General features: G+C 65.3%; 24 protein-coding genes. 16 read left to right on the top strand and 8 right to left on the bottom strand.

The genetic code is table 11. The features are described 5' to 3' along the window. The first annotated feature begins 3 nt into the window (after positions 1–3). Positions 4–756, top strand: coding sequence for a GntR family transcriptional regulator (locus tag ACNJYD_RS32380; protein ID WP_172785821.1), 753 nt, complete (start codon positions 4–6; stop codon positions 754–756). An 11-nt stretch (positions 757–767) separates the two neighbouring features. Further along, positions 768–1,748, top strand: a complete 981-nt coding sequence (locus ACNJYD_RS32375; protein ID WP_439364395.1) for a PDR/VanB family oxidoreductase — start codon at positions 768–770, stop codon at positions 1,746–1,748. Between the two features lie 206 nt (positions 1,749–1,954). Here the strand turns inward: ACNJYD_RS32375 and ACNJYD_RS32370 are convergent, their stop codons facing one another. Further along, positions 1,955–3,916 carry a putative bifunctional diguanylate cyclase/phosphodiesterase gene (locus tag ACNJYD_RS32370; protein WP_439364394.1) on the bottom strand — a complete coding sequence of 654 codons (1,962 nt, stop codon included), beginning with the start codon at positions 3,914–3,916 and terminating at the stop codon, positions 1,955–1,957. A 387-nt stretch (positions 3,917–4,303) separates the two neighbouring features. Here ACNJYD_RS32370 and ACNJYD_RS32365 point away from each other — a divergent pair, with 387 nt between their 5' ends. Further along, positions 4,304–5,248, top strand: coding sequence for a hypothetical protein (locus tag ACNJYD_RS32365; RefSeq protein WP_439364393.1), 945 nt, complete (start codon positions 4,304–4,306; stop codon positions 5,246–5,248). An 11-nt stretch (positions 5,249–5,259) separates the two neighbouring features. Here ACNJYD_RS32365 and ACNJYD_RS32360 read toward each other — a convergent pair whose 3' ends face one another. Further along, complete coding sequence (locus ACNJYD_RS32360; protein WP_172785825.1) at positions 5,260–5,625, bottom strand: nuclear transport factor 2 family protein; 366 nt, start codon at positions 5,623–5,625, stop codon at positions 5,260–5,262. A 281-nt stretch (positions 5,626–5,906) separates the two neighbouring features. On the opposite strand from ACNJYD_RS32360, the gene ACNJYD_RS32355 reads away from it, so the two are divergent. From ACNJYD_RS32355 to hemC, 3 genes are all read left to right on the top strand, one after another. Beyond that, on the top strand, positions 5,907–6,497 hold the full coding sequence (locus ACNJYD_RS32355; RefSeq protein WP_439364392.1) for a TetR/AcrR family transcriptional regulator: 591 nt from the start codon (positions 5,907–5,909) through the stop codon (positions 6,495–6,497). Between the two features lie 248 nt (positions 6,498–6,745). Then, positions 6,746–8,371, top strand: a complete 1,626-nt coding sequence (locus tag ACNJYD_RS32350) for a GMC family oxidoreductase (protein WP_439364391.1) — start codon at positions 6,746–6,748, stop codon at positions 8,369–8,371. Between the two features lie 26 nt (positions 8,372–8,397). Next, positions 8,398–9,378, top strand: coding sequence for a hydroxymethylbilane synthase (gene hemC / locus ACNJYD_RS32345; RefSeq protein WP_439364390.1), 981 nt, complete (start codon positions 8,398–8,400; stop codon positions 9,376–9,378). A 70-nt stretch (positions 9,379–9,448) separates the two neighbouring features. Here hemC and ACNJYD_RS32340 read toward each other — a convergent pair whose 3' ends face one another. Further along, on the bottom strand, positions 9,449–10,603 hold the full coding sequence (locus tag ACNJYD_RS32340; RefSeq protein WP_439364389.1) for an alpha-hydroxy acid oxidase: 1,155 nt from the start codon (positions 10,601–10,603) through the stop codon (positions 9,449–9,451). A 13-nt stretch (positions 10,604–10,616) separates the two neighbouring features. Further along, the gene (locus ACNJYD_RS32335; protein ID WP_439364388.1) at positions 10,617–12,263 is read right to left on the bottom strand and encodes an L-lactate permease; all 1,647 of its coding nucleotides are present in this window, start codon (positions 12,261–12,263) and stop codon (positions 10,617–10,619) included. A 224-nt stretch (positions 12,264–12,487) separates the two neighbouring features. Between ACNJYD_RS32335 and ACNJYD_RS32330 the strand changes: the two genes are divergently transcribed. After that, positions 12,488–13,249: an FCD domain-containing protein gene (locus tag ACNJYD_RS32330; protein WP_246571916.1), complete on the top strand. Its 762-nt coding sequence runs from the start codon at positions 12,488–12,490 to the stop codon at positions 13,247–13,249. A gap of 203 nt (positions 13,250–13,452) precedes the next feature. On the opposite strand, the gene hemE is transcribed toward ACNJYD_RS32330, so the two are convergent. Next, complete coding sequence (hemE, locus tag ACNJYD_RS32325) at positions 13,453–14,487, bottom strand: uroporphyrinogen decarboxylase (protein WP_439364387.1); 1,035 nt, start codon at positions 14,485–14,487, stop codon at positions 13,453–13,455. 106 nt (positions 14,488–14,593) lie between these two features. Between hemE and ACNJYD_RS32320 the strand changes: the two genes are divergently transcribed. Both ACNJYD_RS32320 and ACNJYD_RS32315 read left to right on the top strand, forming a co-directional pair. Further along, positions 14,594–14,809: a hypothetical protein gene (locus tag ACNJYD_RS32320; protein WP_172785832.1), complete on the top strand. Its 216-nt coding sequence runs from the start codon at positions 14,594–14,596 to the stop codon at positions 14,807–14,809. A gap of 176 nt (positions 14,810–14,985) precedes the next feature. Next, a complete protein-coding gene (locus ACNJYD_RS32315) occupies positions 14,986–16,887 on the top strand; it encodes a diguanylate cyclase (protein WP_439364386.1) in 1,902 nt (633 codons plus the stop codon). A gap of 6 nt (positions 16,888–16,893) precedes the next feature. Here ACNJYD_RS32315 and ACNJYD_RS32310 read toward each other — a convergent pair whose 3' ends face one another. Both ACNJYD_RS32310 and trhO read right to left on the bottom strand, forming a co-directional pair. Then, positions 16,894–17,112, bottom strand: a complete 219-nt coding sequence (locus ACNJYD_RS32310) for a SlyX family protein (RefSeq protein ID WP_197955420.1) — start codon at positions 17,110–17,112, stop codon at positions 16,894–16,896. Continuing rightward, positions 17,102–17,860 (bottom strand): oxygen-dependent tRNA uridine(34) hydroxylase TrhO, encoded by a 759-nt coding sequence (gene trhO / locus ACNJYD_RS32305; RefSeq protein ID WP_439364385.1) that lies wholly within the window; start codon positions 17,858–17,860, stop codon positions 17,102–17,104. Before trhO ends, ACNJYD_RS32310 begins: the two co-directional genes overlap by 11 nt. A 196-nt stretch (positions 17,861–18,056) precedes the next feature. Between trhO and ggt the strand changes: the two genes are divergently transcribed. The 5 genes from ggt (at position 18,057) to ACNJYD_RS32280 (ending at position 24,267) form a co-directional block, all read left to right on the top strand. Then, positions 18,057–19,643: a gamma-glutamyltransferase gene (gene ggt / locus ACNJYD_RS32300; protein WP_439364384.1), complete on the top strand. Its 1,587-nt coding sequence runs from the start codon at positions 18,057–18,059 to the stop codon at positions 19,641–19,643. Positions 19,644–19,811: 168 nt separating this feature from the next. Beyond that, positions 19,812–20,426, top strand: coding sequence for a (2Fe-2S)-binding protein (locus ACNJYD_RS32295; protein WP_439364383.1), 615 nt, complete (start codon positions 19,812–19,814; stop codon positions 20,424–20,426). 43 nt (positions 20,427–20,469) lie between these two features. After that, positions 20,470–21,447: an FAD binding domain-containing protein gene (locus ACNJYD_RS32290; protein WP_439364382.1), complete on the top strand. Its 978-nt coding sequence runs from the start codon at positions 20,470–20,472 to the stop codon at positions 21,445–21,447. Between the two features lie 2 nt (positions 21,448–21,449). Next, positions 21,450–23,741 carry a xanthine dehydrogenase family protein molybdopterin-binding subunit gene (locus ACNJYD_RS32285; RefSeq protein WP_439364381.1) on the top strand — a complete coding sequence of 764 codons (2,292 nt, stop codon included), beginning with the start codon at positions 21,450–21,452 and terminating at the stop codon, positions 23,739–23,741. A 61-nt stretch (positions 23,742–23,802) separates the two neighbouring features. After that, positions 23,803–24,267, top strand: coding sequence for an FKBP-type peptidyl-prolyl cis-trans isomerase (locus ACNJYD_RS32280; RefSeq protein ID WP_036013901.1), 465 nt, complete (start codon positions 23,803–23,805; stop codon positions 24,265–24,267). Between the two features lie 58 nt (positions 24,268–24,325). Here ACNJYD_RS32280 and ACNJYD_RS32275 read toward each other — a convergent pair whose 3' ends face one another. Then, complete coding sequence (locus ACNJYD_RS32275) at positions 24,326–24,544, bottom strand: CsbD family protein (protein WP_439364380.1); 219 nt, start codon at positions 24,542–24,544, stop codon at positions 24,326–24,328. A gap of 128 nt (positions 24,545–24,672) precedes the next feature. Between ACNJYD_RS32275 and ACNJYD_RS32270 the strand changes: the two genes are divergently transcribed. Both ACNJYD_RS32270 and ACNJYD_RS32265 read left to right on the top strand, forming a co-directional pair. Continuing rightward, the gene (locus tag ACNJYD_RS32270) at positions 24,673–25,191 is read left to right on the top strand and encodes a cupin domain-containing protein (protein ID WP_128262978.1); all 519 of its coding nucleotides are present in this window, start codon (positions 24,673–24,675) and stop codon (positions 25,189–25,191) included. 126 nt (positions 25,192–25,317) lie between these two features. After that, positions 25,318–25,746: a VOC family protein gene (locus ACNJYD_RS32265; RefSeq protein WP_439364379.1), complete on the top strand. Its 429-nt coding sequence runs from the start codon at positions 25,318–25,320 to the stop codon at positions 25,744–25,746. Positions 25,747–25,776 lie beyond the last annotated feature (30 nt).

The following is a 25,776-nucleotide window of genomic DNA, read 5'->3' as shown; positions in this document are numbered from 1 at the left end:
AACATGGCCGAGCGTGAGGTCGACCGCTCCATCTCGCAGACCGTGAAGGCGCAGCTCGCGCTGCGCGACCAGATCCTGTCGGGCGCCCTGCGTCCCGGCGAGCGCATCTCCGAGCTTCAGGCGGTGGAGACGACCGGCGCCTCGCGCACGCCGGTGCGCATGGCGCTGGTGCGGCTGGAGGAGGAGGGTCTGCTCGAGGCCATCCCCTCCGGCGGCTTCATGGTGAAGGCGTTTTCCGAGCGCGACATCTCCGATTCGATCGAGCTGCGCGGCACGCTGGAAGGTCTGGCGGCGCGCTTTGCCGCCGAGCGCGGCGTCGCCGCGCGCGAGCTCGAGCCGCTGAAGGAGTGCCTCGCTGCAATCGACGAGCTGCTGCGGCAGGTGCCGATCTCGGTCGATGCGTTCTCGTCCTACGTCACGCTGAATGCGCGCTTCCATGCCCAGCTCACGGAACTGTCGCGCAGCCCGCCGCTGATCCGGCAGATCGACCGTGCCTCGGCGCTGCCGTTTGCCTCGCCGAGCGGCTTCGTGATGGCGCAATCGGCACTGCCGGAGGCGCAGCAGATCCTGATCATCGCCCAGGAGCATCATCGCGTCGTGATCGACGCCATCGAGAACCGCGAAGGCGCGCGCGCCGAGGCCGTCATGCGCGAGCATGCGCGGCTCGCGGTGCGAAACCTGCGGCTCGCGCTGCGCAACCGGACCCATCTCGACCTCTTGCCTGCGCTCGCGCTGATCAAGACCGCAACCGATTGAGGGCAGTGACCATGCGCTTCATCGAAACCTGGACCCCCGCAACGCTCGTCGCCACCCGCGATCTCACCCCGAACGTCCGCGAATTCCTGATCAGGCCGGATCAGTTCGAGGCCACGGCCTATCCGGTCGGCAGCCACATCAATGTCAGCGTCACCATCGACGGCCTGCCGGAGACGCGGTCCTATTCGCTGGTCGGCGAGGCCTCGTCGCAGGGCTTGAAGATCGCAGTGCGCCGTGCTGAGGATTCCCGCGGCGGCTCGCGCTACATGTGGTCCTTGCAACCGGGCGCGCGGCTCGACATCACGCAACCCGCCTCGCTGCTCGCGGTCGATTGGAGCCGCAACACTTATTGCCTGATTGCCGGCGGCATCGGCATCACCCCGATCCTCGGCGCCGCGCAGGCGCTGGCCCGGCGCGGAGCGGACGTGACCCTGCATTATGCCGTGCGCTCGCGTGGCGAGGCCGCCTATCTCGACGATCTCGCCGCGATGCTCGGCGATCGTCTCGTGGTTCATGCCAGCGACGAAGGGCACCGGCTCGATCTCGACGCGCTGTTTGCCTCTTTGCCGCAAGGCGCGCTGGCCCTGTTCTGCGGCCCGATGCGCATGCTGGACGCCGCGCGCCATGCCTGGATCGGCGCCGGCCATCCGCTCCCCGATCTCCGCTACGAGACCTTCGGCTCCAGCGGCACGCTGCCGACCGAAACGTTCCGCGTGCGCCTGAAGGACTCCGGTGTCGAGCTCGAAATCCCACGCGAGCGCTCGATGCTCGACGTGCTCAATGCCAGCGGCCACGACGTGATGTACGATTGCAAGCGCGGCGAATGCGGCCTCTGCGCCATCGACGTGGTCGAGGTCGACGGCGAGATCGACCATCGCGACGTCTTCTTCAGCGACCACCAGAAGCAAACCAACCAGAAGATCTGCGCCTGCGTCTCCCGCGCGCGCGGCACCATCACGGTCGACACGCTGCTCCGGGCGGATGCGGTTTGAGCTAGGCCGGAGCGGGACTCTCTTAGGAGGAAGCGGACGGCGCCGCGGGCTCACCTCTCCCGCTTGCGGGAGAGGTCGCGCCGAAGGCGCGGGTGAGGGCTCTCTCCTCTGGGGGAGTCCCGCCGCGGAGACAGCCCTCTCCCCAGCCTCCCCCGCAAGCGGGGGGGAGCGTACCTCCCGAGTCGCCGGACCGAGGCACAATTTTTCTACGCCGCGTAAATCGCCCGGTACTTCTTCGTCTCCAGCAGCGCCATCACCCCGTCCGCGGCCACCGGCCGGCTGATCAGATAGCCCTGCACCTCGTCGCAATTGATCTGCCTGAGATATTCGAGCTGGTCGGCGGTCTCGACGCCCTCCGCCACCACGCCGATCTGCAAATCGCGCGCGAGCGAAATCACCGACTTCACGATCGCCGCGCAGTCCGGCTGCACCAGCATGTCGCGGATGAAGGACTGGTCGATCTTGATGCGGCTGAATGGCAGCTTGCGCAGGTAGGTCAGCGAAGAGAATCCGGTGCCGAAATCGTCGAGCGCCACGGTGACGCCGAGCTCCAGCAGCGCGTTCAGGACCGTCGCGGCCGAGCCGTATTTCGACAGCAGCATCGATTCCGTGATCTCGATCTCGAGCCGATGCGGGGCGATCCTGGCCTCGGCGAGCGCCTCCACGATGGTCTGGAGGATGGCCGTGTTGTGAAACTGCGCGGCCGAGAAATTCACGGCGACCCTGATCTCTTCGGGCCACTCCGCAACCGTCGCGCAGGCGCGGCGGATGACCCATTCGCCGATCTCGTGGATCAGCCCCGTCTCCTCCGCGATGGCGATGAACTCGCTCGGCGGCACCAGCCCGCGCGTGGGATGCTGCCAGCGCAGCAGTGCCTCGAAGCCGGTGATGCGGTTGCTGCCGAGATCCAGGAACGGCTGGAACACCAGGAACAGCTCGTCGCGCGCGATCGCGCCTGTGAGGTCCGATTGCAGCGCCTTGCGTTCGCGGGACGACCTGTCATCGGCTTGCTCGAAGAAGCAGACCGTGCCCGGCCCGGCCTTCTTGGCGCGGTAGAGCGCGGCATCGGCATTCTTCATGAGATCGAGCGGCGTGTTGCCGTCGCGCGGCGCCAGCACGATGCCGACGCTGGTTGCGCCGACGATCTGACGGCCCTCGATCTGGAACGGTTCGGCGAAGGCCGCGACGAAGCGTTCGGCGATCTCGAGCGCATCCTCCGGCCGCGTCAGGTTGGCCATCACCAGCGCGAACTCGTCGCCGCCGATGCGCGCGACGTGCTCGGCGGCGCGCGTGCAGCGTTGCAGGCGGTTTGCCACCTGGACCAGGAATTCGTCGCCGGCAGGATGGCCGAACTGGTCGTTGACCTCCTTGAAGCGGTCGAGATCGAGCAGGAGCACCGCGAATTCCTCACCCGATAGCGCCAGCCGCTTGAGCGCGGCGTCGAGCGTTTCATTGAAGGCGACGCGGTTGGGCAGATGGGTCAGGGGATCCAGCCGCACCGTGCGCTCGGCCTCGATCTCTCGCATCACGCGCCGGGCGAACGAGAACGAATTGACGAACACGCTGCGCAGCAGGACGCTGCCGTAGACCACGACGAGAAAGGCGATCAGGAGAAAGGCGAGATCGCCGTTCCGGCCGAGGCAGATGGCGATACCGAGGAAGATCGGCGCCGTGAAGGCGATCGCCGCGATCGGGATGGTGGCGAAGGCGAGTGCCCCGCCGGCCAACATGCCCGCGCACAGGCAGGTGATGACGAGCTGGCCGCCGGTCGAAGCGCCGGCGAAGAAGGCGACCGGGACGATGCCCCAGGCGGCGCCGAGGATGAAGGCGTTGCGCACCAGCCGGTGCATCGCGCGACGCGAGACGAATTGCGGCTTGGTGATGCGGCGCGCCGCGTGCGATTGCAGGCCGAACGCGATCGCGGCGCCGGCGACGGAAGCCGCCCAGATCAGCGCAGGGATCCTGTCCGGCGATGGCCACAGCGCGATCGCGAGCACAATGGCGTTGCAGGCATTGGCCAGCATGATACCGACCGAATAGCCGAGCACCAGCGACATCTGCTCGGCGCGGATTTGCCCGGCGACGGCCTCGTCGGCTGCGGGACCGCCAAAGGCCGACAGATCGCCGGCGAACAGCCGAGCGACATAGTTGGTCGTTTGAGTCCGCATCCCAGAGCCTAGCAGCAGGGCCTTTCGTCCAGCCGGTTCGGAGACTTTGCCGCAAACCTTTGACGAACTATGAATTATCCACGGCTGCGGGAGGCGCCGTAACCACTTCTGCGTGTTCGTCACGGAATATCGATAACAAATCGATACAAATGCGGCGCTATGCGTCACGCCAATGACAACAAAGACGTGTTTGGTGGCGCCGACGAAGCTGTCTGCCTTCTGGCGTCAAGGCCTGAGCGGCTCCCGGAGAGCGGCTCTTCGATCGGCCTTTTGCCGCACCCGGCCAGATCGAGACGCCCCCCTCGATCGCGTGATAGGTTTCGCGGACCGACAGGCACCGTGCGCCGCGTCGGCACCCGATGCATTCGAAATCCCGAGGGCCTGTCGATGAGCGAGCCTTCAGCTGACGTGTCGGCAACGGTCGAATACACGATGGACAAATGGCGGATGGACCGCCTCCCCTGGGCCATGTGGGCTTGCGTCGCCGGCCTTGCGATCGGGCTTCACGCCGAGAGCCGCGGCCAGAATGGAGCGGTTTTGGCCACGATCTATTTGGCTCTGCTAGGTCTGGCGTTCGCAGGCTATGCACTGACGACCCTGATCGGGCGGTCCGGCCTGCCATTGCTTCTTGAATTGTTGATCGGCGTCCTTGTCCTGATCATCGTCGCCGGCGTGATCGGTGTGATCAGCGTGTTGGTCGGCGGGCCAAGCGGCCGCTCCAGCTATGTCGGGACCGTGCGCAGTCTCTATTGGAGCCATCTCGTGAATCCATCGCTGAATGTTTTCGGCTGGATGATGCTTTACCTGGGATTGGGATGGATCGCGTTCTCGTCCTACCGGCACTTCTATGCGGACCGGGCCGTCGTCTCCATGTCTTCCGCGGGCATCCACTTTCACAGGCCGTGGCTCAAGGGTCTCTTCATTCCCTGGCAGGAGGTGCGTGGGGTGGGCCATCTCGTCGTTCCCGGCATCTCGGGGGTGCCGTACGTCAGTCCATACGCTGCGGCCGTCACGGTCGGTCAGGATTTCTATGAGCAGCATATCGCCGCGAAGCGCAGCTTCTTCTCGCCACCGGGGGCGGAGGCCATGTTCCAGCCGAAAGGCGAGACGATGCAGGTGGTGCTGAGCAGCGCCGACATGGCGGTCAAGCCGGAAGATTTTCTCGGGCCTGCCGAGGCGCGGTGGAAGGCATTTCGGGATCAACCGGCGTCGCCTGCCCAACGCGGTGGCACCGTCTTCTACGGACGCTGGTCGATCGATGGCTCGCGGTGGCAGGCCGTTCAGTTTCTTGCGCCTCTCGTCGGTCTGGCTGTGGTGGTGCTGTACCGATAGGGCATTCCTGCTCAGCGTCCGAGTTGCTTCGGATCGTAGAAGAAGCGCTCCTCGATGATCTCATTGCCTCGCCAGGTCTGCCACGCGATCTCCTCCAGCGTCCGTGTCACGCCCTCGGCGTTGGTGAAGGAGAATTTCCAGCGACTGGCGACAATGTCGCCATCGATCAGGCTCGGGCCGAGGCGCACGGCAGTGACCTCCTTGAACGCCGCCAGCACGCCGCGCTCCTTGTCCGCGAGCTTGTCGCGTCCGACCACGGGCGCGGCGAGGTTCTCATAGGTTGATGCGTCGGGGGTGTAGTAGTCGAGGATCGCGCCGACGAAGTCGCCATCCTCCAGCCGCTTTGCAAAGGCTTCGACGATCTCTCGGCTCGGCATGGGGACCTCACAGGTTAAAACCGACTTGTAGTCGGTAATTACCGACCGATGGTCGAAAAGTCAACTGGCCGCCTGAACTGAATTCGACTAGACGGGAAGGAAGATTGAGTCGATGCGAGCCAAGAACTCGAAACACCTCTCCCGTAGGGAGGGGTCGGATCGCATCGCAAGATGCGATCCGGGTGAGGGGTTGCAGTCTTACCCGACGCTGCAGCAGCCCCTCACCCGGATTGCTGCGCAATCCGACCTCTCCCCGGTGGGGAGAGGTGGAGACAAGACCCATGGCCAAACAGGCGGAACGGCGGGCGGCGACATCGGAGGCGATCCTGACGGCGGCGCGGCGCCTGTTCGGGACGCACGGCTTTGCCGCCACCACCATGGACGACATTGCCGAAGGCGCTTCGGTCGCCAAGGGCGCGGTCTATCATCACTTCAAGACCAAGGAATCGGTGTTCGAGGCCGTGTTCGATCAGGTCTCGCGCGACCTCGTTGCCGAGATCGACCGCACGGCACGCGCCGAGAAGGACGTGCTCGCCGCCATGGTCGCCGGCACCCAGCACTACTTCGCAGCGACCGCCAAGGGGCCGACCGGCCAGATCATCCTGCGCGATGGCCCGGCGGTGCTTGGCTGGGAACGCTGGCGCGAGATCGACGCGCAGCACTTCGGCGGCAAGATCCCGCGCGCGCTCTCCGCCGCGATGGAGGCCGGCCTGATCGCACGGCAGCCTGTCGAGCCGCTCGCGCGGCTGCTGCTCGGGGCGGTCACGGAGGCCGCGGTCGCCTGCGCCGGACGCGCCGATATCGCCAAGGCGGGCGCGGAATATGCCCGTGCGTTCAAGTCGCTGGTGGAAGCGCTGCGCGTCAAGGCATGATCGCCTTAACGCGGAGCCAGCTATGTGGGTGGTGTCGACTCCGAGTTCGCTTCACCTCTCCCGTAGGGAGAGGTCGGATCGCATCGAAGATGCGATCCGGGTGAGGGGTTGCGGTCTCACTTTCCGTTGCGGCCCCTCACCCGGATTGCTACGGACGATGCTGCGCATCGCCGCGCGCAATCCGACCTCTCCCCGCCGGGGAGAGGTGAAGTCGGAAACGCCCACGCCAACAAGAAGAACAGTAGCGCATGAACGCAACTTCCGCCCTCGCACCCACCGATCCCGAATTCGACTACATCATCGTCGGCGCCGGCTCCGCCGGCTGCGTGCTCGCTAACAGGCTCACCGCGAACGGCAAGCACAGCGTGCTGCTGCTCGAGGCCGGTCCGAAGGATTCCAACATCTGGATCCACGTCCCGCTCGGCTACGGCAAGCTGTTCAAGGAGAAGAGCGTCAACTGGATGTACCAGACCGAGCCGGAGCCCGAGCTGAAGGGTCGTCAGGTATTCCAGCCGCGCGGAAAAACGCTGGGCGGATCGAGCTCGATCAATGGCCTGCTCTATGTCCGCGGCCAGCACGAGGATTACGACCGCTGGCGCCAGCTCGGCAACACCGGCTGGGGCTATGACGACGTGCTGCCCTATTTCAAGAAGGCCGAGAACCAGTCGCGGGGCGCCGATCATTATCACGGCACGGGCGGGCCGCTGCCGGTGTCCAACATGATCGTGACCGATCCGTTGTCAAAAGCCTTCATCGATGCCGCAGTCGAGACCGGTCTGCCCTACAATCCTGATTTCAACGGTGCGACGCAGGAAGGCGTCGGCCTGTTCCAGACCACGACGCGCAACGGTCGCCGCGCCTCGACTTCGGTCGCCTATCTCGGTCCCGCGAGGGCGCGCAGCAACCTCAAAATCGAGACCTCCGCACACGCTCAGCGCATCCTGTTCGAAGGGCGCCGGGCGGTCGGCGTCGAATACCGGCAAGGCGCCTCCTTGCGCCGCGCCCGCGCGCGCAAGGAGGTGGTGCTGTCGAGCGGCGCCTACAATTCGCCGCAGCTGCTCCAGCTCTCCGGCGTCGGCCCCGGCGATCTCCTGCGCCGGCACGGCATCGATGTGGTGCTGGACGCACCGGGCGTCGGTCACGATCTGCAGGATCACATGCAGGTCCGCATCGTGATGCGCTGCTCGCAGAAGATCACGCTCAACGACACCATCAATCATCCGCTTCGCCGCACCATGGCCGGCGCGCGTTATGCGCTGTTTCGGAAGGGCTGGCTGACGATCGCAGCCGGCACGGCGGGCGCATTCTTCAAGACCAGTCCGCGCCTCGCCTCGCCCGACATCCAGGTGCACTTCCTGCCGTTCTCGACCGACAAGATGGGCGAGAAGCTGCACGCCTTCTCCGGATTCACGGCGTCGGTGTGCCAGCTCCGGCCCGAGAGCCGCGGCACCTTGCGCATCAAGAGCGCAGACCCGGCCGTGCCGCCGGAGATCCGCATCAACTACATGTCCACCGAGACCGACCGCACCACCAATGTCGAGGGCATCAAGATCCTGCGCAAGATGTTGAACGCACCGGCGCTGAAGCCGTTCGTGGTGGACGAGTACGATCCCGGGGCGAAGGTATCCACGGACGCCGAGATCCTGGACTATTGCCGCGACCGGGGCAGCACCATCTATCATCCGACCTCGACCTGTCGTATGGGCAACGACGCGCTCGCGGTGGTCGATCAGCGGCTGAAGGTGAGGGGACTCGAAGCCTTGCGTGTCGTCGACGGCTCGATCATGCCGGATCTGGTGTCGGGGAACACCAATGCGCCGATCATCATGATCGCCGAAAAGGCCTCCGACATGATATTGGAGGATGCGCGATAAACTTCGCTGCTTGAGAGGGTTTGGACTTGGCTACGCGATTCAAGATCGGCACACGTAAGAGCGCCATGGCGCTGGCACAGACGGAAGAGATTGCGCGCCGCCTGACCGCCGCCGTGCCCGGTCTCGACGTCGAGATCGTCAAGTTCGACACCACGGGCGATCTCGACCAGACCAGCAAGCTGTTGCCGCATGGCGGCAAAGGCGGGGCCTTCGTGGCTCAGATCCGCGCCGCGGTGCTGTCGGGTGAGCTCCAGGCAGCGATGCATTCGCTGAAGGACATGCCGGGCAACGAGGACACGCCCGGCCTTGTCATCGGTGCCACGCTGTCGCGCGATCCGCCCAGCGACGCGCTGGTGCTGCGCCACGGCGTGACGTTGGAAGCGCTACGCCAGTCCCGCGGCAAAGGCTTCAAGATTGGCACCAACGCCGTCCGTCGCGCCGCCTATGCGCGGCGGTTGTTCCCGGAGGTGGAGGTGATCCATTTCCGTGGGGCCGCCGACACAAGGGTGCGGAAACTCGACAATGGCGAGAAGCAGCGCCTTCCGGATGGCGGGGCAGTCGGGCCGGCCGATGCGCTGATCATGGCGCGCTCGGGCCTGGATCGCGTCGGGCTGGCGCATCGCATCGCCTACGAATTCACCGCGGTGGAGATGCTGCCGGCGGCAGGGCAGGGCATCGTCGCGGTCGAATGTGCCGCGCAGGACTGGCAGACGCGACAGATCCTGTCGTCGATCGACGACGCCTCTGCGCACGCTTCCGCCGACGCCGAGCGCGAGGTGCTCTGGGTGCTCAACGGCCACTGCAATTCGCCGGTGGCGGGCTTCTCGACCATCACAGGCGATCAGATGTCGCTCACCGCCTCGGTGCTCGATCTCTCCGGCAACACCATCATCGAAGCCTCGCGCAAAGGGCCGGCCAACCGTCCGCGCGAGCTCGGCCGTGCGGTGGGACTGGACCTGCTGGCGAAGGGTGCGGCGGAGATCATCGAGCGCAGCCGGCCGCGCTAAAACCGTCAGGTCCCGCGCGCGCCGCTCAAATTGATGACAGCCTCCTATCGATGGCCGTCGCGCCGGTGTTTCACGCCGCCGACTTGAAGCGCAAATTGGCGCGCGAGAGTTGGCCGATCGAGGTGCATCCCATCAGCTTCATGTCGCGCTCGAGCTCGGCCCGCAACAGGCCGAGGGCCCGCTCGACGCCGGGCTGGCCGGCCGCCGCCAGCGGATAGAGATAGGAGCGCCCAAGGCCGACGGCCTTGGCACCGAGCGAGAGCGCCTTCAGGATGTGGGTCCCGCGCTGGATGCCGCCATCCATCATCACGTCGATGCGATCGCCGACGGCGTCGACGATTTCGGCGAGTTGGTCGAAGGCGGAGCGAGAACCATCGAGCTGCCGACCACCATGGTTCGACAGGATGATCCCGGCGCAGCCGATCTCGACCGCGCGGCGCGCATCGGCCGGCGACATGATCCCCTTTAGACAGAACGGCCCGTTCCAGCTTCGCACCATCTCGGCGACATCGTCCCAATTCATCGACGGATCCAGCATCTCGGTGAAATACCGGCCGATCGACACCGCGCCACCGCTCATGTCGACATGCTCCTCCAGTTGCGGCAGCCTGAATCTCTCGTGGGTGACATACTGGATGCCCCATTGCGGCTTGATCACGAACTGGAGCATGCCAGCGAGCGTCAGACGGAAGGGGATGCTGAATCCCGTCCTTAAGTCGCGCTCGCGATTTCCACCGGTGATGCTGTCGACCGTCAGCATCATCACCTCGACGCCGGCGTCCTTGGCGCGCTGCATCATCGCACGGTTGAGCCCGCGATCCCTGTGGAAGTAGAACTGATAGACCTGCGGCGTATCATGGGCCTTGCGCAGGTCCTCGAGGCTGACCGTGCCGAGCGAGGAGACGCCGAACATGGTGCCGTAGCGCGCCGCGGCCGCAGCGACGGCACGCTCGCCCCGATGGTGAAACAGACGCTGCAAGGCCGTCGGCGAGCAATAGAACGGCAGCGCAAGCTTCTGTCCCATGACGGTGACCGAGAGGTCGACCTCTTGCACGCCGCGCAGCACATTGGGCACGAGGTCGCATTGCTCGAAGCTCGCCGTATTGCGGCGGTGGGTGACCTCATCGTCCGCCCCACCGTCGATGTAGTCGAAGATCGGCCCGGGCAGCCGGCGATGCGCCAGCCGCCGGAAGTCGTGAAAATTGTGACACTGTGACAATCGCATCGCCAGCCCCCGATCAGGGCACGAGCAGCTTGAGCGGCCAGACATAGGCCTGGCCCAGCACCAGGATGCCGACAAGAACGACGAGCGCGAAGCTGTGGAAGAAGACGAAGCGCAGGATCGTGCCCTCGTGGCCGTACCATTTGGTGGCCGTGGACGCGACCACGATGCTCTGCGCGTCGATCATCTTGCCCATGACGCCACCGGAGCTGTTGGCGGCTGCCATAAGCACCGGACTGACGCCGATCTGTTCGGCGCTGATGCGCTGAAGTCCCCCGAACAGCACGTTCGAGGACGTATCCGACCCCGTCAGCGCGACGCCGAGCCAGCCGATCAGCGCACCGAAGAACGGATAGAGCGCCCCGGTCTTGGCGAAGGCCAGTCCGAGCGTGGCATCCGTGCCGGAGTAGCGGGTGACGAAACCGAGCGCCAGCATGCAGGCGATGGTCGCGAGCGAGTAGCGCGTCAAATAGAGCGTGCGCGCATAAATTCGGATCAGACCGAGCGGCCCGTAGCCGACCAGCAGGCCCGAAATGATCGCCGACAGGAGAATGCCGGTGCCGGCCGCCGAGAGCAGATTGAGCGCATAGACCGCGCCCTCTGCGACAGGCTTGGCCACGACCGGCGGCGCCTTCTGAACGAGGTTGTGCAGCCCGAGCACGGGAAACTTGGCGACCCAGATGCCGTCGAGCCAGCTCTTCACCTGCGGCGTGCCCCAGGCGAAGACGAAGGCCGAGAAGATGAGCCAGGGCGTCCATGCCTTGGCGACAGCCGCCTTGGTGGCCTTGCCGACGGGAGTTTCGTCCGATAGCGGGGCGCCATAGCGCGCCGGCATCTCCTTCATCGCATGCCTGGGCCGCCAGACGCGCAGGAACAGCGCGAGGCTTGCCATGGAGACCACCGCGGCTATCACGTCGACCAGCCACGGGCCATGGAAGTTCGAGACCAGATATTGCGGAACGGCGAACGAGACGCCGGCCACCAGAATGGCGGGCCAGATCTCGAGCGTTCGGCGGAAGCCGACGAAGGCCCAGATCAGCCAGAACGGCACCAGCAGCGAGAAGAACGGCAGCTGCCGCCCGATCATCCCGCTCAGCTCCTGGAGATCCAGTCCGGTCACCGCGCTGAGCGCGATCACGGGCGTTCCGAGCGCGCCATAGGCGACCGGCGCGGTATTGGCGATCAGCGATAGGCCGGAGGCGGCGAGCGGCGAAAAGCCAAGCCCTATCAGCATCGCGGCGGTGACCGCAACCGGCGTGCCGAACCCGGCGGCGCCCTCGAAGAACGCACCCAGCGAAAACGCGATGAAGAGCAGCTGGAGGCGGCGATCGTCACTGATCGAGGAGACCGAGCGTTGCAGCACCGCGAACTCGCCCTTCTCGTTCAGAAGCTGATAGAGGAAGATGATGTTGATGATGATCCAGCCGATCGGCAGGAGCCCGAAGCCCGCGCCGTAGACCGCGGCCATTCCGGCCATGCCCGCCGGCATGCCGAACGCGAACACGGCTACGCCGAGGGCGGTGACGAGGCCAATGGCCGCCGCCCAATGCGCCTTGATCTCGAAGACCGCAATTGCACTCAGCAGCACGATGACCGGCAGCGCCGCCGCGGCGGTCGAGAGCCATGGATTGTTGAAGGGGTCGTAAGCCTGGATCCACGCCACGAAAATCTCCTCGGGTTGTCCTCATCCGCCGCCGCGCTGGTCCACGGTCTTGGGCATCGAAATTTGTCGGATATCTACTTTGGTAAAATCAATTTACCACAACTGTCAATTGGGAAATATTATTCATCGTGTATCGATGGTGGGGATGAGGCTTGACCGACGGCGCGGAAGCGCCATACTCGCAAAGCGAATCTGCACACTGCACCAAAGGGATAGGTGCCATCTTGAGCAACGTCGTCCGGACCCCGAAAATTGCGGAAGCGATGGCCGATCACATCGAGAAGCTGATCCTCGAGGGCGTATTGCGGCCTGGAGAAAAGCTCGCCGCTGAGCGGGATCTCGCCGAGAAGCTGGAGATTTCGCGACCCTCACTGCGCGAGGCGCTGCAGATCCTCGAAAAGCGTGGGCTGCTCGCCACCACCCGCTCGGGGACGTTCGTCGCCCAGTTCCTGTCGCCGCTGCTGCGGCCCCTCGCAACGCTGCTGCAGGACAAGCCGCGTGTCACGGCCGACTATTTCGAATTTCGCAGGATTCAGGAGGCGCACGCCGCCCGCTTCGCCGCGCTACGCGCCACCGAGCTCGACCGTCAGGCGATCCGGGATTGCGCCGATCGGATGCGAAAGGCCCACAAGCTCGAAGATCCGAGCCAGGAGGGTGATGCCGACGTGGAGCTTCATCTCCTGATCTACGAGGCGAGCCACAACGTGGTGTTGCTCCACGTCATGCGCGCGCTTGCCGACCTCTTGCGCAACAACATCTTCTACAGCCGCGCGCAACTCTATTTGCGCGAGGGCGTCCGCGACCAGCTGCTGGAGCAACATCTGGCGCTCGCGGAGGCGGTGATCGCAGGCAAGACCAAGGAGGCTGAAGCGGCTGCGGCCGAGCATATCCGTTTCACCTTCGAGACGGTCGAAGAGATCAGGCGCGACGATCTCCGGCTAGAAACGTCGCTCAGCCGAGTGAATCGCAGCGATTTCCTCGCTTGACGTGGCCTCTCTCCGAGCGCAGCCCGCCTCGGTAAGCCCTGCCGAAATCACGATCTGCGATGATGCCATTCTGCGCCTGTTTTGCCCGACAAGTCAAAACGCACAGGCGAGTCATGCCAGTCCAAGGTTTTCAATGACTTGGCTACTGTGCATGGGGTTGTTTTCGCACTTTTGTTTTGCCGCGCCCAAAAGGGCGAAACAAATCAGCCGCGCACGCGCCGGATCATCTGCTCGACATGGGCGATCGGCGTTTCCGGCTGGATGCCGTGGCCGAGATTGAAGATCAGCCGCCCGGCAGCAAAATTGGCCAGCACGTTGTCAACCGCGCGGTCGAGCGCGGCGCCGCCCGTGATCAGCACCAGCGGATCGAGATTGCCCTGCACCGCGACCTTGCTCTGCACCCGTTCGCGGATGAAGGCCGGCTCCGCGGTCCAGTCGATGCTGACCGCGTTGACCCCGGTGGCCTCGACATAGGCCGGCAGCAGCGCGCCGGCGCCGCGCGGGAAGCCGATGATCTTCGCGTCCGGCACTTTCGCGCGCACGCCCTCCACGATGCGCCGCGTCGGCTCGACCGACCAGCGCGCGAACTCGGTCGGCGGCAGCACGCCGGCCCAGGTGTCGAAGATCTGCAACGCGTCGGCGCCGGCGGCGAGCTGTGCCAGCAGATATTGAATCGAGTTGTCGACCAGCACGTCGATGATCTCAGAGAAAGCTTCGGGATGCCGGTAGGCCATCATCCGGGCCGGCGCCTGGTCCGGCGTGCCGTGGCCCGCGACCATGTAGGTCGCCACCGTCCACGGCGCGCCGCAGAAGCCGATCAGCGCAACCTTGGGATCGAGCGCGCCGCGCACGATCTTCAGCGCCGCGAACACCGGCTCGAGCTTGCCGAAATCGGCGCGCCGCGCCAGCGTCGCCACCTTGGCCGGATCGTCCAGCGGCTCGAGCCGCGGGCCCTCGCCGACCTCGAAGCGCACCTCACGTCCGAGCGCATAGGGGATCACCAGAATGTCGGAGAAGATGATCGCCGCGTCGAAGCCGAACTTTCGGATCGGCTGCAGCGTCACCTCGGCGGCAAGCTCCGGGTTGAAGCAGAGATCGAGGAAGCCGCCCGCCTTGGCGCGCACCTCGCGATATTCCGCCAGGTAGCGTCCGGCCTGGCGCATCATCCACATGGGCGGGACGCTCTGGCGCTGGCCGGAGAGGACGTCGATGAAAGGTTTCGTCGAAGACTGGGGCACGAATGGTCCTGAACAGGGTTGTGCCTCCTGATACACCGCCGCGGCCCTCAGCGGAACAGGGGAACCTGGACGATCGGGCCGCGTTGACCAGCCAATGGAGGAGATCATGGCTGAGACATTCAACCCCGCGCCGCACGACAAGCACGCCGAAGACCTGCGCGAGGCGCTCGCTGCCGATCGGCAGTCCAAGCTCGACAACGGGCTGAGGGACACGTTCCCAGCTTCCGATCCCGTGAGCGCCGCACAGCCGACGCCCTCGAAGGCCGATGCCGACGCCGAGCATCCCTCGCTCTGGGCCAAGGTTAAGGCCATCTTCAGCTAGCGGCGTCGGACGCGCAGGATTCCGCTAGGCCCGCTAATGTCCTGTTAGCGATGCGCCGATCGGCGCGTCCGTAAGACTACTGGAAACGGCGGAAACCGCCGCGTATTCCGGTAGGGATTTCAGGATTAAATAACAGAAGCAGCAGAGGTTTCCGAACGATCGGAGGACCCTGCCGCATGAGTGCTACCCAACGAGCCGGATGGAGCCGCCTGCCGCTGCGCGCGGCGGCTTTCGTCGCGCTGACCTGCGCGACCATCCTCGGCGTCAGCGGTTGGCGTGAATGGGCGGCACGCGATGCGGTGCTCAAGGGCGCCGAGACGGAGATGGCGAACGTTGCGCGTTCGCTGACCCAGCATGCCGAGGACAGCCTCGATCTCTTGGATTCCGGCGTCGTCGGCGTGGTCAGCCGGTTGGAGATGGACGGCACAGCGCCGGCCACGATCGCGAAGCTGCGCACCTTGCTGGACGCGCGCAAGAAGGCGATCGCGCGCATTCACAGCCTCGCCATCATCGACGATCAGGGCAACTGGCTGACCTCGCCCGGTACGACCGGCGCCACCTTCAGCGACGATGCTTTCTTCCGATATCACCAGCTTTCGCCGAAGCGCGAGGCCCATGTCGGCCGTCCCGTGAAGAGCCTGCTGGACGGCGAATGGGTCGTCACCCTGTCACGCCGCTTCAACAAGCAGGACGGCAGCTTCGGCGGCGTGGTGCTCGCGACCATCAGCTCGAAATATCTGTCGCATTTCTACGAGCAGTTCGAGATCGGCCGCAACAGCTCCGTGTCACTGGCGCATGGCGACGGCCTGATCGTCGCGCGCAATCCCAGCAACGGGACATTCGTCGGGCGTAGCGTCGCCGACAAGCCGCTGTTCCGCGAGCCGAGCCTGCAACGGCCGAGCGGCGCCTATCATTTCAAGTCGCCGCTGGACGGCGCCGAACGCGTCAGCTTCTTCAATCGCAGCAGCCGCTTCCCGCTCCTCCTGCTCGCCACCGTCGACAAGGACGAGTTGCTCGCGCCCTGGCGCGCGGCGGCAATCTCCCGCATGCTCTACGTGCTCGCTCTGGTGATGCTGATCGCGGTGATCGGCGGCGTGCTGGTGCGGCAGTTGCAGCGCGGCCAGCGCATGGCCGTCGCGCTGGCCGAGACGGAGGCGCATTTCCGCCTGCTGGCCGAAGGCTCCAGCGACATGGTGACCCGCATCGGCCTCGATGAGCGGCTGCGCTATGTCTCGCCCTCGTCCGTCCGCGTCGTCGGCTGGCGTCCAAATCAGCTGATCGGTTCGCCGGCCCTCGCGGGTGTCAATCCGGAGGATCTGCCGGAGGTCAAGGCGATCGTCGACGCCATGAAGCGCGGCGAGAAGGAGGAGGCGCGTCTCACCTACCGCAACTCGCACCGGCAGAACGGCGAGATCTGGCTGGAATCGACCATGCGGGTGACGCGCAAGGACGATGGCCGCGTCGACGGTGTGGTCGCGATCTCCCGCGACATCACCGAGCACAAGAAGCTGGAAACCAGACTCGAGACGCTGGCGATCGAGGACAGCCTCACCGGCCTTGCCAATCGCCGCCGCTTCGACGAGCGTCTGAAGGAGGAATGGGCGCGTGCCTATCGCGAGCGATCTAGCCTTGCCTTGCTGATGATCGACGTGGACCACTTCAAGGCCTACAACGACGAATACGGCCATCCCGCGGGCGATGCGTGCCTGCGCCAGATTGCAAAGATCATCGCGGCCGAAGCGCAGCGCGCCGGCGATCTGGCCGCGCGTTATGGCGGTGAGGAATTCGCCATGCTGCTGCCGAACATCGACGCCGCCGGCTGCGCCGCGGTCGGCGAACGGATCCGCGGCGCCATTCACGAGGCCGGCCTCGCTCATGGCAGCAACCTGGCCGCCGGATGCGTCACTGCCTCGCTCGGCGGCGCAGCCTGCCGGCCGGCGTTCGAACGAACCGCGGGAGTCGCTGCGCTGGTCGAAGCTGCCGACCGGGCGCTCTATGCCGCCAAGGCCGCAGGCCGCAACCGCCTGGTGACGTCCGGCGAGGTCATGGACCTGCTGCCCAAGGCGTCCGGACAGTAACACCGCTCAATAATGCGGCGGAGGCTCGTTGGCAGGCCCTGGCGCATTTGCCTCGGCCTCCTGCAGCCGAGCATTGAGCTCCGCGATCTGCCGCGTCAGCCTGTCGATCTGCTTCCACTGCGCGGTGATGGTCTGGTTCAACGTCTCGATCGTGTCGTCCTGATAGGCGAGACGCGTCTCCAGCGTGTCGATGCGCTCGCTCAGCGTCTTGATCTCATTCGTCACGCGTTACGTCCTTGTTTCGCTCGCGCAAGCCGTGGCCGAGCGCCACGCGCTCGTCGAAGACGAAGCATTCGCCGCGCCAGCGGCTCTGCGCCTCCGGCACTTCTTCCAGATATTTCAGGATGCCACCCTTGAGGTGATAGACCTCGGCAAAGCCGCGTGCGAGCAGATGCGCGCTCGCCTTCTCGCAGCGAATGCCGCCGGTGCAGAACATCGCGATCCTGCGGTGCCGTGCCGGATCGAGCTGCTCGGCGGCAAAGTCCTTGAACTGCCCAAAGCTCGTGATGCCGGGATCGACCGCGCCCTCGAACGTCCCCATCGCGACCTCGAAGGCGTTGCGGGTGTCGAGCACGAGCGTGTCGGGTGCCGCGATCAGCGCGTTCCAATCGCGCGCATCGACATAGGTGCCGACCTGGCGGGTCGGATCGGCGGCCGCATCGCCCAGCGTGACGATCTCCTTCTTCAGCCGCACCTTCAGCCGTCCGAACGGCATCGCCTCCGCAGCGGAGAATTTCAATTCGAGATTGTTCAGCCTGCCGCCGAACATGTCGCCCTGTGCGAGCTCACGAGCGAAGGCGTCGATCGCCTCCGCTGCGCCGGCGATCGTGCCGTTGATGCCCTCCTGCGCCAGCAGCACGCTGCCTTTCAGCCCAAGTCCGGCGCAGCAAGCGCGCAGCGGCTCGCGCAGCTCGCGGTAATCCGGGAGGGCGACGAATTGATAGAAGGCGCAGACCGTGTAAGCCGTTTTCATGGCCGCTCGTTTAGCAGGCGGCCGGCGCCCGGAAAACCCGCATCGCGAAAGCCGGAAAAAGGTCTATACGCCCAGCGGATGGCTGCCATTTTCCTGGTATGCCAGCATTGCCCCGCCGGGCGGGAATGTGTCATGTAGACGCGGTTTTCGAGATGGCGCGCCCATCGCGCCGACGGCCAAGAGAGCAAGACATTCGATGAGAAACTTCCATTTCCCCGGCAGGTCCACGGTCCACGCCACCAACGCGATGGTGGCGACCTCGCATCCGCAGGCCTCGCTCGCCGCGATCGAGGTGCTGCGCGAGGGCGGCACCGCGGTGGACGCGGCGGTCGCCGGCTCGGCCCTGCTCGGCGTGATCGAGCCGCAATCGACCGGCATCGGCGGGGATTGCTTTGCGCTGATCCAGCCGCGGGGCGAGGGCAAGATCGTCGCCTATAACGGCTCCGGCCGCGCGCCGAATGCGGCGAATGCCGACTGGTATCTCGAGCGCAAGATCAACTCCGTGCCGCTGACCTCGGCGCATGCGGTCTCGATCCCCGGCGTGATCGACGCCTTTGCCACAGTGCTGCGCGATCACGGCAAGTTCGGTTTCGACCGTTTGCTCCAGCCCGCGATCAAGGCGGCCGAGGAAGGCTATGTCGTCGCGCCCCGCATCGCCTTCGACTGGAAGAACCAGTTCGAGAAGCTGAAGAATGGCACCAACACCGTGCGCTATTTGTTGCCGGGCGGCCAGCCGCCGGTCGCAGGCGACGTCATCCGCCAGGCCGAGCTCGGCAAGACGCTGCGCGCGATCGCCAAGAACGGACGCGACGCCTTCTACAAGGGCGAGATCGCGGAGGACATGGTCGAGACCCTCAGGGGCATCGGTGGCCTGCACACGCTCGACGATTTCGCCGTGCACACGACCGAAGTGACCACGCCGATCGGCACCATGTACAAGGGCTACGACGTCTGGCAGTGCCCGCCGAACGGCCCGGGCGTCACCGCGCTCTTGATGCTCAACATCCTGTTGCGCTTCGATCTGACCAAGTATGCGCCAGTGAGCGTCGAGCGCTTCCATCTCGAGGCGGAAGCGGCACGCATCGCCTACATGAACCGCGAGATGCATGTTGCCTCGCCTGCGCACATGAAGATCAACGTCGCCGAGATGCTCGAGAAGGGCTTTGCCGACGAGTACATCAGCAAGATCCGCATGGACGGCATGCTCGACCTGCCGAACGTCGCGCCGCCGATGAATCCCTCGACCATCTACATCACGGTCGTGGACAAGGACCGCAACGTCTGCTCGTTCATCAACTCGGTTGCGCATTCCTTCGGCTCGGCGATCGTCTCGAACAAGACCGGTGTCTTGTTCCAGAATCGCGCCGGCGGCTTCCGCATCCAGCCGGGCCATCCCAACTGCATCGAAGGCGGCAAGCGCCCGCTGCACACGATCATGCCGGGCCTGCTCACCAAGGGCGGCCGTTCCACGATGTCGTTCGCGGTCATGGGCGGCCAGTACCAGCCGACCGGCCAGACTCACCTCCTGACCAACATCCTCGACTACGGCTGCGACGTGCAGGAGGCGATCGACATGCCGCGCGGTCTGCACTACGAGGGCCAGTACCAGCTCGAGGACAGCGTGCCGGCCGCCATCGTCGAGGGCCTGAAGAAGCTCGGCCACAAGACTACCAGCGTGGTCGGCCCGCTCGGCGGCGCCCAGGCGATCTGGATCGATTGGGACAAGGGCACGCTCACCGGCGGCTCCGATCCCCGCAAGGACGGTTGCGCGCTGGGTTATTGATCGGCCGCGCAGTTCCCCACGCGAGATCAGGAAAAGTTGACGAAGGGCGGCGCGGCATTTGCTGTGCCGCCCTTCTCTCATTCGGAACTGCACTCATTGCTTCCGGTTAAGGGGCGATGAGCGGTGCAGGCGTGCGCTGCTTTAGCAGATCAGCGGCGGAGGCCTGCCATGCCCGACAAACCAGGTTCCAGATCATCCGGATTCGACCGACGCGCCTTCATGGCCGGCGCGGCTGGCAGCGCGCTGATTCCGATGACGGCGCGCGCGGCGCCCGACGACGCGCGGGCGACAGCGGCGCAGGATCCGTCGCTTCCCGTCGAGGTCACGCTGCGCGTCAACGGCACGGACAAGCGCCTGAGCATCGATGCGCGCGCCACGGTGCTCGATGCCTTACGCGAACATCTCAAGCTCACCGGCAGCAAGAAGGGCTGCGACCACGGCCAGTGCGGCGCCTGCACGGTGCTGATCGACGATCGCCGCGTGGTGTCGTGCCTGACGCTGGCCCTCGCCGCCGAAGGGCAGGAGATCACGACCATCGAAGGCCTCGCCACCGACGACCGCTTGCACCCGATGCAGCAGGCCTTCATCGACCATGATGCGTTCCAGTGCGGCTATTGCACGCCCGGTCAGATCATGTCGGCGATCGCGTGCGTGAAGGAGGGCCATGCCGGCAGCGAGGCCGACATCCGCGAATACATGAGCGGCAACATCTGCCGCTGCGCCGCCTATCCCAACATCGTCGCCGCCGTGAAGCAGGCCGCGCCCGAGATCATGAAAGGCTAGGCGCATGCGACCGTTTTCGTACCAGAGAGCATCAGACCCCGACATGGCCGTGCGAGCGCTCGGCGCCGCCGCGGCTGCCAACGATCCGCTGACGAAGGCGTCGGCGCAGCCGCTTGCCGGCGGCACCACGCTGATCGATCTGATGAAGCTCGACGTGATGCGGCCCACTGCGATCGTCGACATCAATCCGCTGGCCAACGCCTGGTCGGCGATCGCGCCAGGCGGCGATGGCTTGCGCCTCGGCGCGCTGGCAAGGATGTCCGACGTCGCCGCGCATGCCGAGATCCAGCGCAGCTATCCGGTGATCGCGGATTCGCTGAAGCTCGCCGCCAGCGCCCAGCTGCGCAACATGGCAACGCTCGGCGGCAACGTGATGCAGCGGACGCGCTGCAACTACTTTCGCGATGTCTCTTATGAGAACTGCAACAAGCGCAATCCCGGCTCCGGCTGTGCCGCAATGGATGGTATCAACCGCATGCATGCGGTGCTCGGCGTCTCCGAACATTGCGTCGCGACCTATCCCGGCGATTTCGCGCAGGCGCTGATCGCGCTCGATGCGATGGTCGAGATCACCGGCAAGGCCGGTACGCGCAGCATGCCGTTCGCGCAGCTTCACAAGGCGCCGGGCAGCACGCCTGATCTCGAGACTGCGCTTCAGCCCGGCGAGCTGATCTCGGCATTCTCGATTTCCGGCCGCTGGCCGCGCTCGGTGTATCTCAAGACGCGCGACCGGCAATCCTTCGAATTCGCACTGTCATCAGCTGCGATAGCGCTCGACGTCCGGGATGGCACGATTCGGGACGCACGCGTCGCGCTCGGCGGCGTCGCCACCGTGCCCTGGCGCGCGCGTGAGGCGGAGGCGCTGTTGAAGGGACAGAAGTTCGACGAAGCGCTGGCACAGCGCGTCGCCGAGGCCGCCTTTGCTGACGCCCGCGGCCGCCGGCACAACAGCTTCAAGATCGCGCTCGGCAAGCGTGTGGTGGCACGCGCGCTCCAGCAGGCCGTAACGATGGAGATCTGATCATGACCGCTGCAGCTCCCGGGCCCAAGACGAATATGGGGCAGCCCGTGCCGCGCTATGATGCGGCCGCAAAGGTCACGGGGCGGGCGACCTATGCCTCCGATATGCCGCTGGACAATCCGGCCTACGCGTTCCTGGTCACCAGTGCCATCGCCAAGGGCCGGATCGACCGCTTCGAGTTTGACGATGCCAAGCGCGTCCGCGGCGTGATCGACATCGTCACGCACGAGAACGCCCCGAAGCTGAAGGACTCGAAGCTGTTCAGCAATGGCGGCTATGCCGGCACCACGATCCAGCCGCTGAAATCGGCCGAGATCGCCCATGACGGCCAGATCATAGCCGTGGTGGTCGCGGAGAGTTACGAGGCCGCGCGCGAGGCGGCCAACCGCGTCAAGGTCAGCTACACGGCTGCTGCACCCAGTGCGACCTTCGATTCGCCGGGGACGACGACAGCCGCCGCGAAAGGACAAAACTCGCAGTTCAAGGAAGACCCGAAGATCGGTGATTTCGCCAAGGCGTTCGATGCGGCCGAGGTCAAGCTCATCGCTTCCTACGAGACGCCGACGCAGCATCACAATCCGATGGAGCTGTTCACGACAAGCTGCGCCTGGATGGGCGACCATCTCGTCATCTACGAGGGCAGCCAGTATGTCTATGGCCTGAAGAACGGCGTGGCCGAGCAGCTCGGCATCGACGCCGACAAGGTGCGCGTGGTCAATCCCTATGTCGGCGGCGGATTTGGTTCGCGGGGCTCGATGACACCGCGGACCGCCATCATCGCCGCCATTGCCAAGCGCCTGAACCGCCCCATCAAGCTGGTCCCGACCCGCGACCAGGGCTTTACCATCGCGACCTACCGCGCCGAGACGCGGCATGCGATCAAGCTTGGTGCCAGCCGGGACGGCAAGCTGGTCGCTTTGAGGCATGAGGGGGCTGAAGTCTCCTCGCGCCCCGATGCCTATTGCGTCGGCGGCACCAAGACCACGACACGGCTCTATGCCTGTCCGAACGTGGACAGCCTGGTCTCGATCGTGCGCGCCGATCGCAACACGCCCGGCTTCATGCGGTCGCCCCCGGAGGTACCGTATCTGTTCGCGCTGGAGAGCGCGCTGGACGAGCTCGCCGTCAAACTGAACATGGATCCGGTCGAGCTTCGCCGTATCAACGACGCCACCAGGGATCCCATTGACGGCAAGCCCTACACGTTGCGATCGCTTATGGCGTGCTTCGACGAAGCCGCCAGGGCGTTCGGCTGGTCGCAGCGATCGCCACAACCGAAATCGATGTCCGATGGCGACTGGTTGATCGGCTACGGCTGCGCTGCCACCTGCTATCCGACGGCGATGGCGCCGTCCGCCGCACGCGTGCGACTGCAGCGCGACGGCCGCACTCGCGTCGAGATCGCCGGCCACGAGATCGGCACCGGCGCCTACACCGTCATCGCCCAGACTGCGGCCGAGCGGCTCGGCGTGCCCCTGGAGAAGGTCGCGGTCTTCATGGGCGACAGCGACTTGCCGCCCGCGCCGGTTGCCGGCGGCTCCAACTCGACCGCCAGCACCTGCTCGGCCGTGATGATGGTGTGCGATCAGATCCGACAGCGCCTGCTCAAGGCGGTGATGCCGAGCGACAGCCTCGCCGACAAGGCCAAGGAGACCGTCGGCATCAGCGCGGCACCGTCGACCCAGGCGGCCAAGGGCGATCGTCCGCTCGATATCGAGAAGGCGTTCGATGCGCTCGGCGTCGGCGTGGTCGAAGAATATGGCGAGTGGAAGCCGGAAGGCGCGCCGATGGACTCTTTCCGCGCCATGCACAATGGGCAGGTACGGCTGGTCGGCGGCCACCAAATGAAGGACAAGATCGCCTACGCCTTCGGTGCCGAGTTCGTCGAGGTCCGCGTCAATCGCTTCACGCACGAGATCCGCTGCCCCCGCCTGGTCGGCGCGTTCGCGGCAGGCAGGATCATGAATCCGCGCACCGCACGCAGCCAGCTCATGGGTGGCCTGATCTGGGGCATGTCCTCGGCGTTGCTGGAAGCCACCGAGATCGATGACCGCTATGCGCGCTACGTCAACGACAATCTTGCCGATTACCTCGTGCCCGTGAATGCCGATGTGCCCGGCGTCGAGGTGATCATGCTGTCCGAGCAGGACGATCATATCAATCCGGTGGGCGCAAAGGGCCTCGGCGAGCTCGCCAATGTCGGCACCAATGCGGCGATCTGCAACGCGATCTATCACGCCACCGGCCAGCGCATCCGCAAGCTGCCGGTGCGGCTGGAAAATATCGAGGTCTAAAGGGGTGGAAACGGCGACCGCCTTGGGTTAGACACCTCTCGCCTCAAACGGAAGGTGTTTAATGCAGCGTTTCCAGCGCGCGCTCCTCGCCCTGATGTCGGCACTCGCGATCACCGTGATCGCCAGCGTGTCGCATTTCGTTTCCACCACGGCCTCGGCCCAGACCGCAGGAAAGACCATGACCACAGCTTCAGGCTTGCAGATCATCGACTCCACCGTCGGCACCGGTGCCTCGCCGCAGCCCGGCCAGATCTGCGTGATGCACTACACCGGCTGGCTCTATGAGAACGGCCAGAAGGGCAAGAAATTCGACTCGTCGGTCGACCGCAAGGAGCCGTTCGAGTTTCCGATCGGTAAGGGCCGCGTCATCGCCGGCTGGGACGAGGGCGTCGCCTCGATGAAGGTCGGCGGCAAGCGCACGCTGATCATCCCGCCGCAGCTCGGCTATGGTGCCCGCGGTGCCGGCGGCGTGATCCCGCCGAACGCGACGCTGATGTTCGACGTGGAATTGCTCGCGGTGAAGTGACGGCACAACAAAAAGACCGGCCTTGCGGCCGGTCTTTTCATTTTCAATCTTACGCGCGTCACTCCGCGGCGCGGCGAGCCGCAGCGGCGGCGCGATCGATCGCATCCTTTGCGGCGTCCTTGGCATCGCCCATGGCCTGCTGGCCCTTGCCCTTCACTTCCTGCACGACGCCCTCGCCCTTCATGCGATCGGATCCGGTGGCTTCACCGACGCCCTGCTTGGCCTTGCCGATCGCCTCGTTGGCGGCGCCCTTGATCTTGTCGGTGGTGCTGCCCATGAAAATCTCCTTTCGAGTTGCTTGGAATGACAACGCTGGGCGGCTACGAGGGTTCCGATTTTGGTATGGCTTGCGGCTGCGGCTTTGGGTTAGTTTGCCGCGCACGGAACCAACAGAAAGCAAGTCCCATGACCGGCCATGACCATTCGCATTCCCACCATGACCATGGTCATCATCATGATGACCGCTGGAAACATGACGGCGTTCGCGTCATTCCCGGCAATCAGCTCGATACCAATGTGCCGTCGACAGCGGGCATGGACCGTGCAGCCGCGATCAATTTCGCCCGCGTCGGCGCCCAGAAATTGTGGGCGGGCACCGTCAGCATCAAGCCGGACGCCAAGACCGGCGCGCATCACCACGGCCATCTCGAAAGCGTCATCTACGTCGTGAAGGGCAAGGCGCGCATGCGTTGGGGCGAGAGCCTGCAGTTCACCGCGGAGGCCGGCCCCGGCGATTTCATCTTCGTCCCGCCTTACGTGCCGCATCAGGAGATCAATGCCAGCCCGGACGAGGTGCTGGAATGCGTGCTGGTGCGCAGCGACGGCGAGGCGGTGGCGATCAACCTCGACATCGAGCCGGTCGAGAAGCCCGAGACCGTGCTATGGATCGACCCGGTGCACCGCGATCCCAACGAGAAGAAGTAAGACCCTTCAGGGGGCGGGGGCGGTGCGACAGACCCCGCGGATCGGGGTCAAAAAAATTGTCGGAAGCGGTGTCGGATAGCGGCCTGGCCGTCCGTCCTTGGGCAGAACCCCGCCAAGGAGCTTCCGATGCCCAAGATGATCTTCGTCAACCTGCCGGTGACCGACCTCAAGCGCGCGACCGCCTTCTACGAGGCCGTCGGCGCGGTCAAGAACCCGCAATTCAGCGACGACACTGCGAGCTGCATGGTCTTTTCCGAGACCATCTTCGCCATGCTGCTGACCCACGACAAATTCCGCCAGTTCACGCCGAAGCCGATCGCGGACGCCAGGACCTCGAACCAGGTGCTGTTTTGCCTGTCCGCGGACAGCCGCGGCGATGTCGACGATATCGTCGCCAGGGCCGCAGCGGCGGGCGGGGTGGCCGATCCCGGCCCGAAGGACGAATACAGCTTCATGTACGGCCGCAGCTTCGAGGATCCGGACGGGCACATGTGGGGCGTGAACTGGATGGATCTTGCGGCCGCCCCTCTGCAGCCCGACTTGGCGAACGCCTGAGCAGACACCCATAGACCCCACGAGGAGCAT

Source organism: Bradyrhizobium sp. SPXBL-02, assembly GCF_051853065.1.
In the GTDB taxonomy this organism is placed as follows: domain Bacteria; phylum Pseudomonadota; class Alphaproteobacteria; order Rhizobiales; family Xanthobacteraceae; genus Bradyrhizobium.
This window is presented reverse-complemented; position numbering and strand designations above follow the sequence as displayed.

Excerpts from the sequence above, each read along its gene's own strand:
- ACNJYD_RS32380 (WP_172785821.1), top strand. The coding sequence starts at position 4 with ATGGCCGAGCGTGAGGTCGACCGCTCCATCTCGCAGACCGTGAAGGCG.
- ACNJYD_RS32375 (WP_439364395.1), top strand. The coding sequence starts at position 768 with ATGCGCTTCATCGAAACCTGGACCCCCGCAACGCTCGTCGCCACCCGC.
- ACNJYD_RS32370 (WP_439364394.1), bottom strand. The coding sequence starts at position 3,916 with ATGCGGACTCAAACGACCAACTATGTCGCTCGGCTGTTCGCCGGCGAT.
- ACNJYD_RS32365 (WP_439364393.1), top strand. The coding sequence starts at position 4,304 with ATGAGCGAGCCTTCAGCTGACGTGTCGGCAACGGTCGAATACACGATG.
- ACNJYD_RS32360 (WP_172785825.1), bottom strand. The coding sequence starts at position 5,625 with ATGCCGAGCCGAGAGATCGTCGAAGCCTTTGCAAAGCGGCTGGAGGAT.
- ACNJYD_RS32355 (WP_439364392.1), top strand. The coding sequence starts at position 5,907 with ATGGCCAAACAGGCGGAACGGCGGGCGGCGACATCGGAGGCGATCCTG.
- ACNJYD_RS32350 (WP_439364391.1), top strand. The coding sequence starts at position 6,746 with ATGAACGCAACTTCCGCCCTCGCACCCACCGATCCCGAATTCGACTAC.
- ACNJYD_RS32340 (WP_439364389.1), bottom strand. The coding sequence starts at position 10,603 with ATGCGATTGTCACAGTGTCACAATTTTCACGACTTCCGGCGGCTGGCG.
- ACNJYD_RS32320 (WP_172785832.1), top strand. The coding sequence starts at position 14,594 with ATGGCTGAGACATTCAACCCCGCGCCGCACGACAAGCACGCCGAAGAC.
- ACNJYD_RS32315 (WP_439364386.1), top strand. The coding sequence starts at position 14,986 with ATGAGTGCTACCCAACGAGCCGGATGGAGCCGCCTGCCGCTGCGCGCG.
- trhO (WP_439364385.1), bottom strand. The coding sequence starts at position 17,860 with ATGAAAACGGCTTACACGGTCTGCGCCTTCTATCAATTCGTCGCCCTC.
- ggt (WP_439364384.1), top strand. The coding sequence starts at position 18,057 with ATGAGAAACTTCCATTTCCCCGGCAGGTCCACGGTCCACGCCACCAAC.
- ACNJYD_RS32295 (WP_439364383.1), top strand. The coding sequence starts at position 19,812 with ATGCCCGACAAACCAGGTTCCAGATCATCCGGATTCGACCGACGCGCC.
- ACNJYD_RS32290 (WP_439364382.1), top strand. The coding sequence starts at position 20,470 with ATGGCCGTGCGAGCGCTCGGCGCCGCCGCGGCTGCCAACGATCCGCTG.
- ACNJYD_RS32285 (WP_439364381.1), top strand. The coding sequence starts at position 21,450 with ATGACCGCTGCAGCTCCCGGGCCCAAGACGAATATGGGGCAGCCCGTG.
- ACNJYD_RS32280 (WP_036013901.1), top strand. The coding sequence starts at position 23,803 with ATGCAGCGTTTCCAGCGCGCGCTCCTCGCCCTGATGTCGGCACTCGCG.
- ACNJYD_RS32275 (WP_439364380.1), bottom strand. The coding sequence starts at position 24,544 with ATGGGCAGCACCACCGACAAGATCAAGGGCGCCGCCAACGAGGCGATC.
- ACNJYD_RS32270 (WP_128262978.1), top strand. The coding sequence starts at position 24,673 with ATGACCGGCCATGACCATTCGCATTCCCACCATGACCATGGTCATCAT.
- ACNJYD_RS32265 (WP_439364379.1), top strand. The coding sequence starts at position 25,318 with ATGCCCAAGATGATCTTCGTCAACCTGCCGGTGACCGACCTCAAGCGC.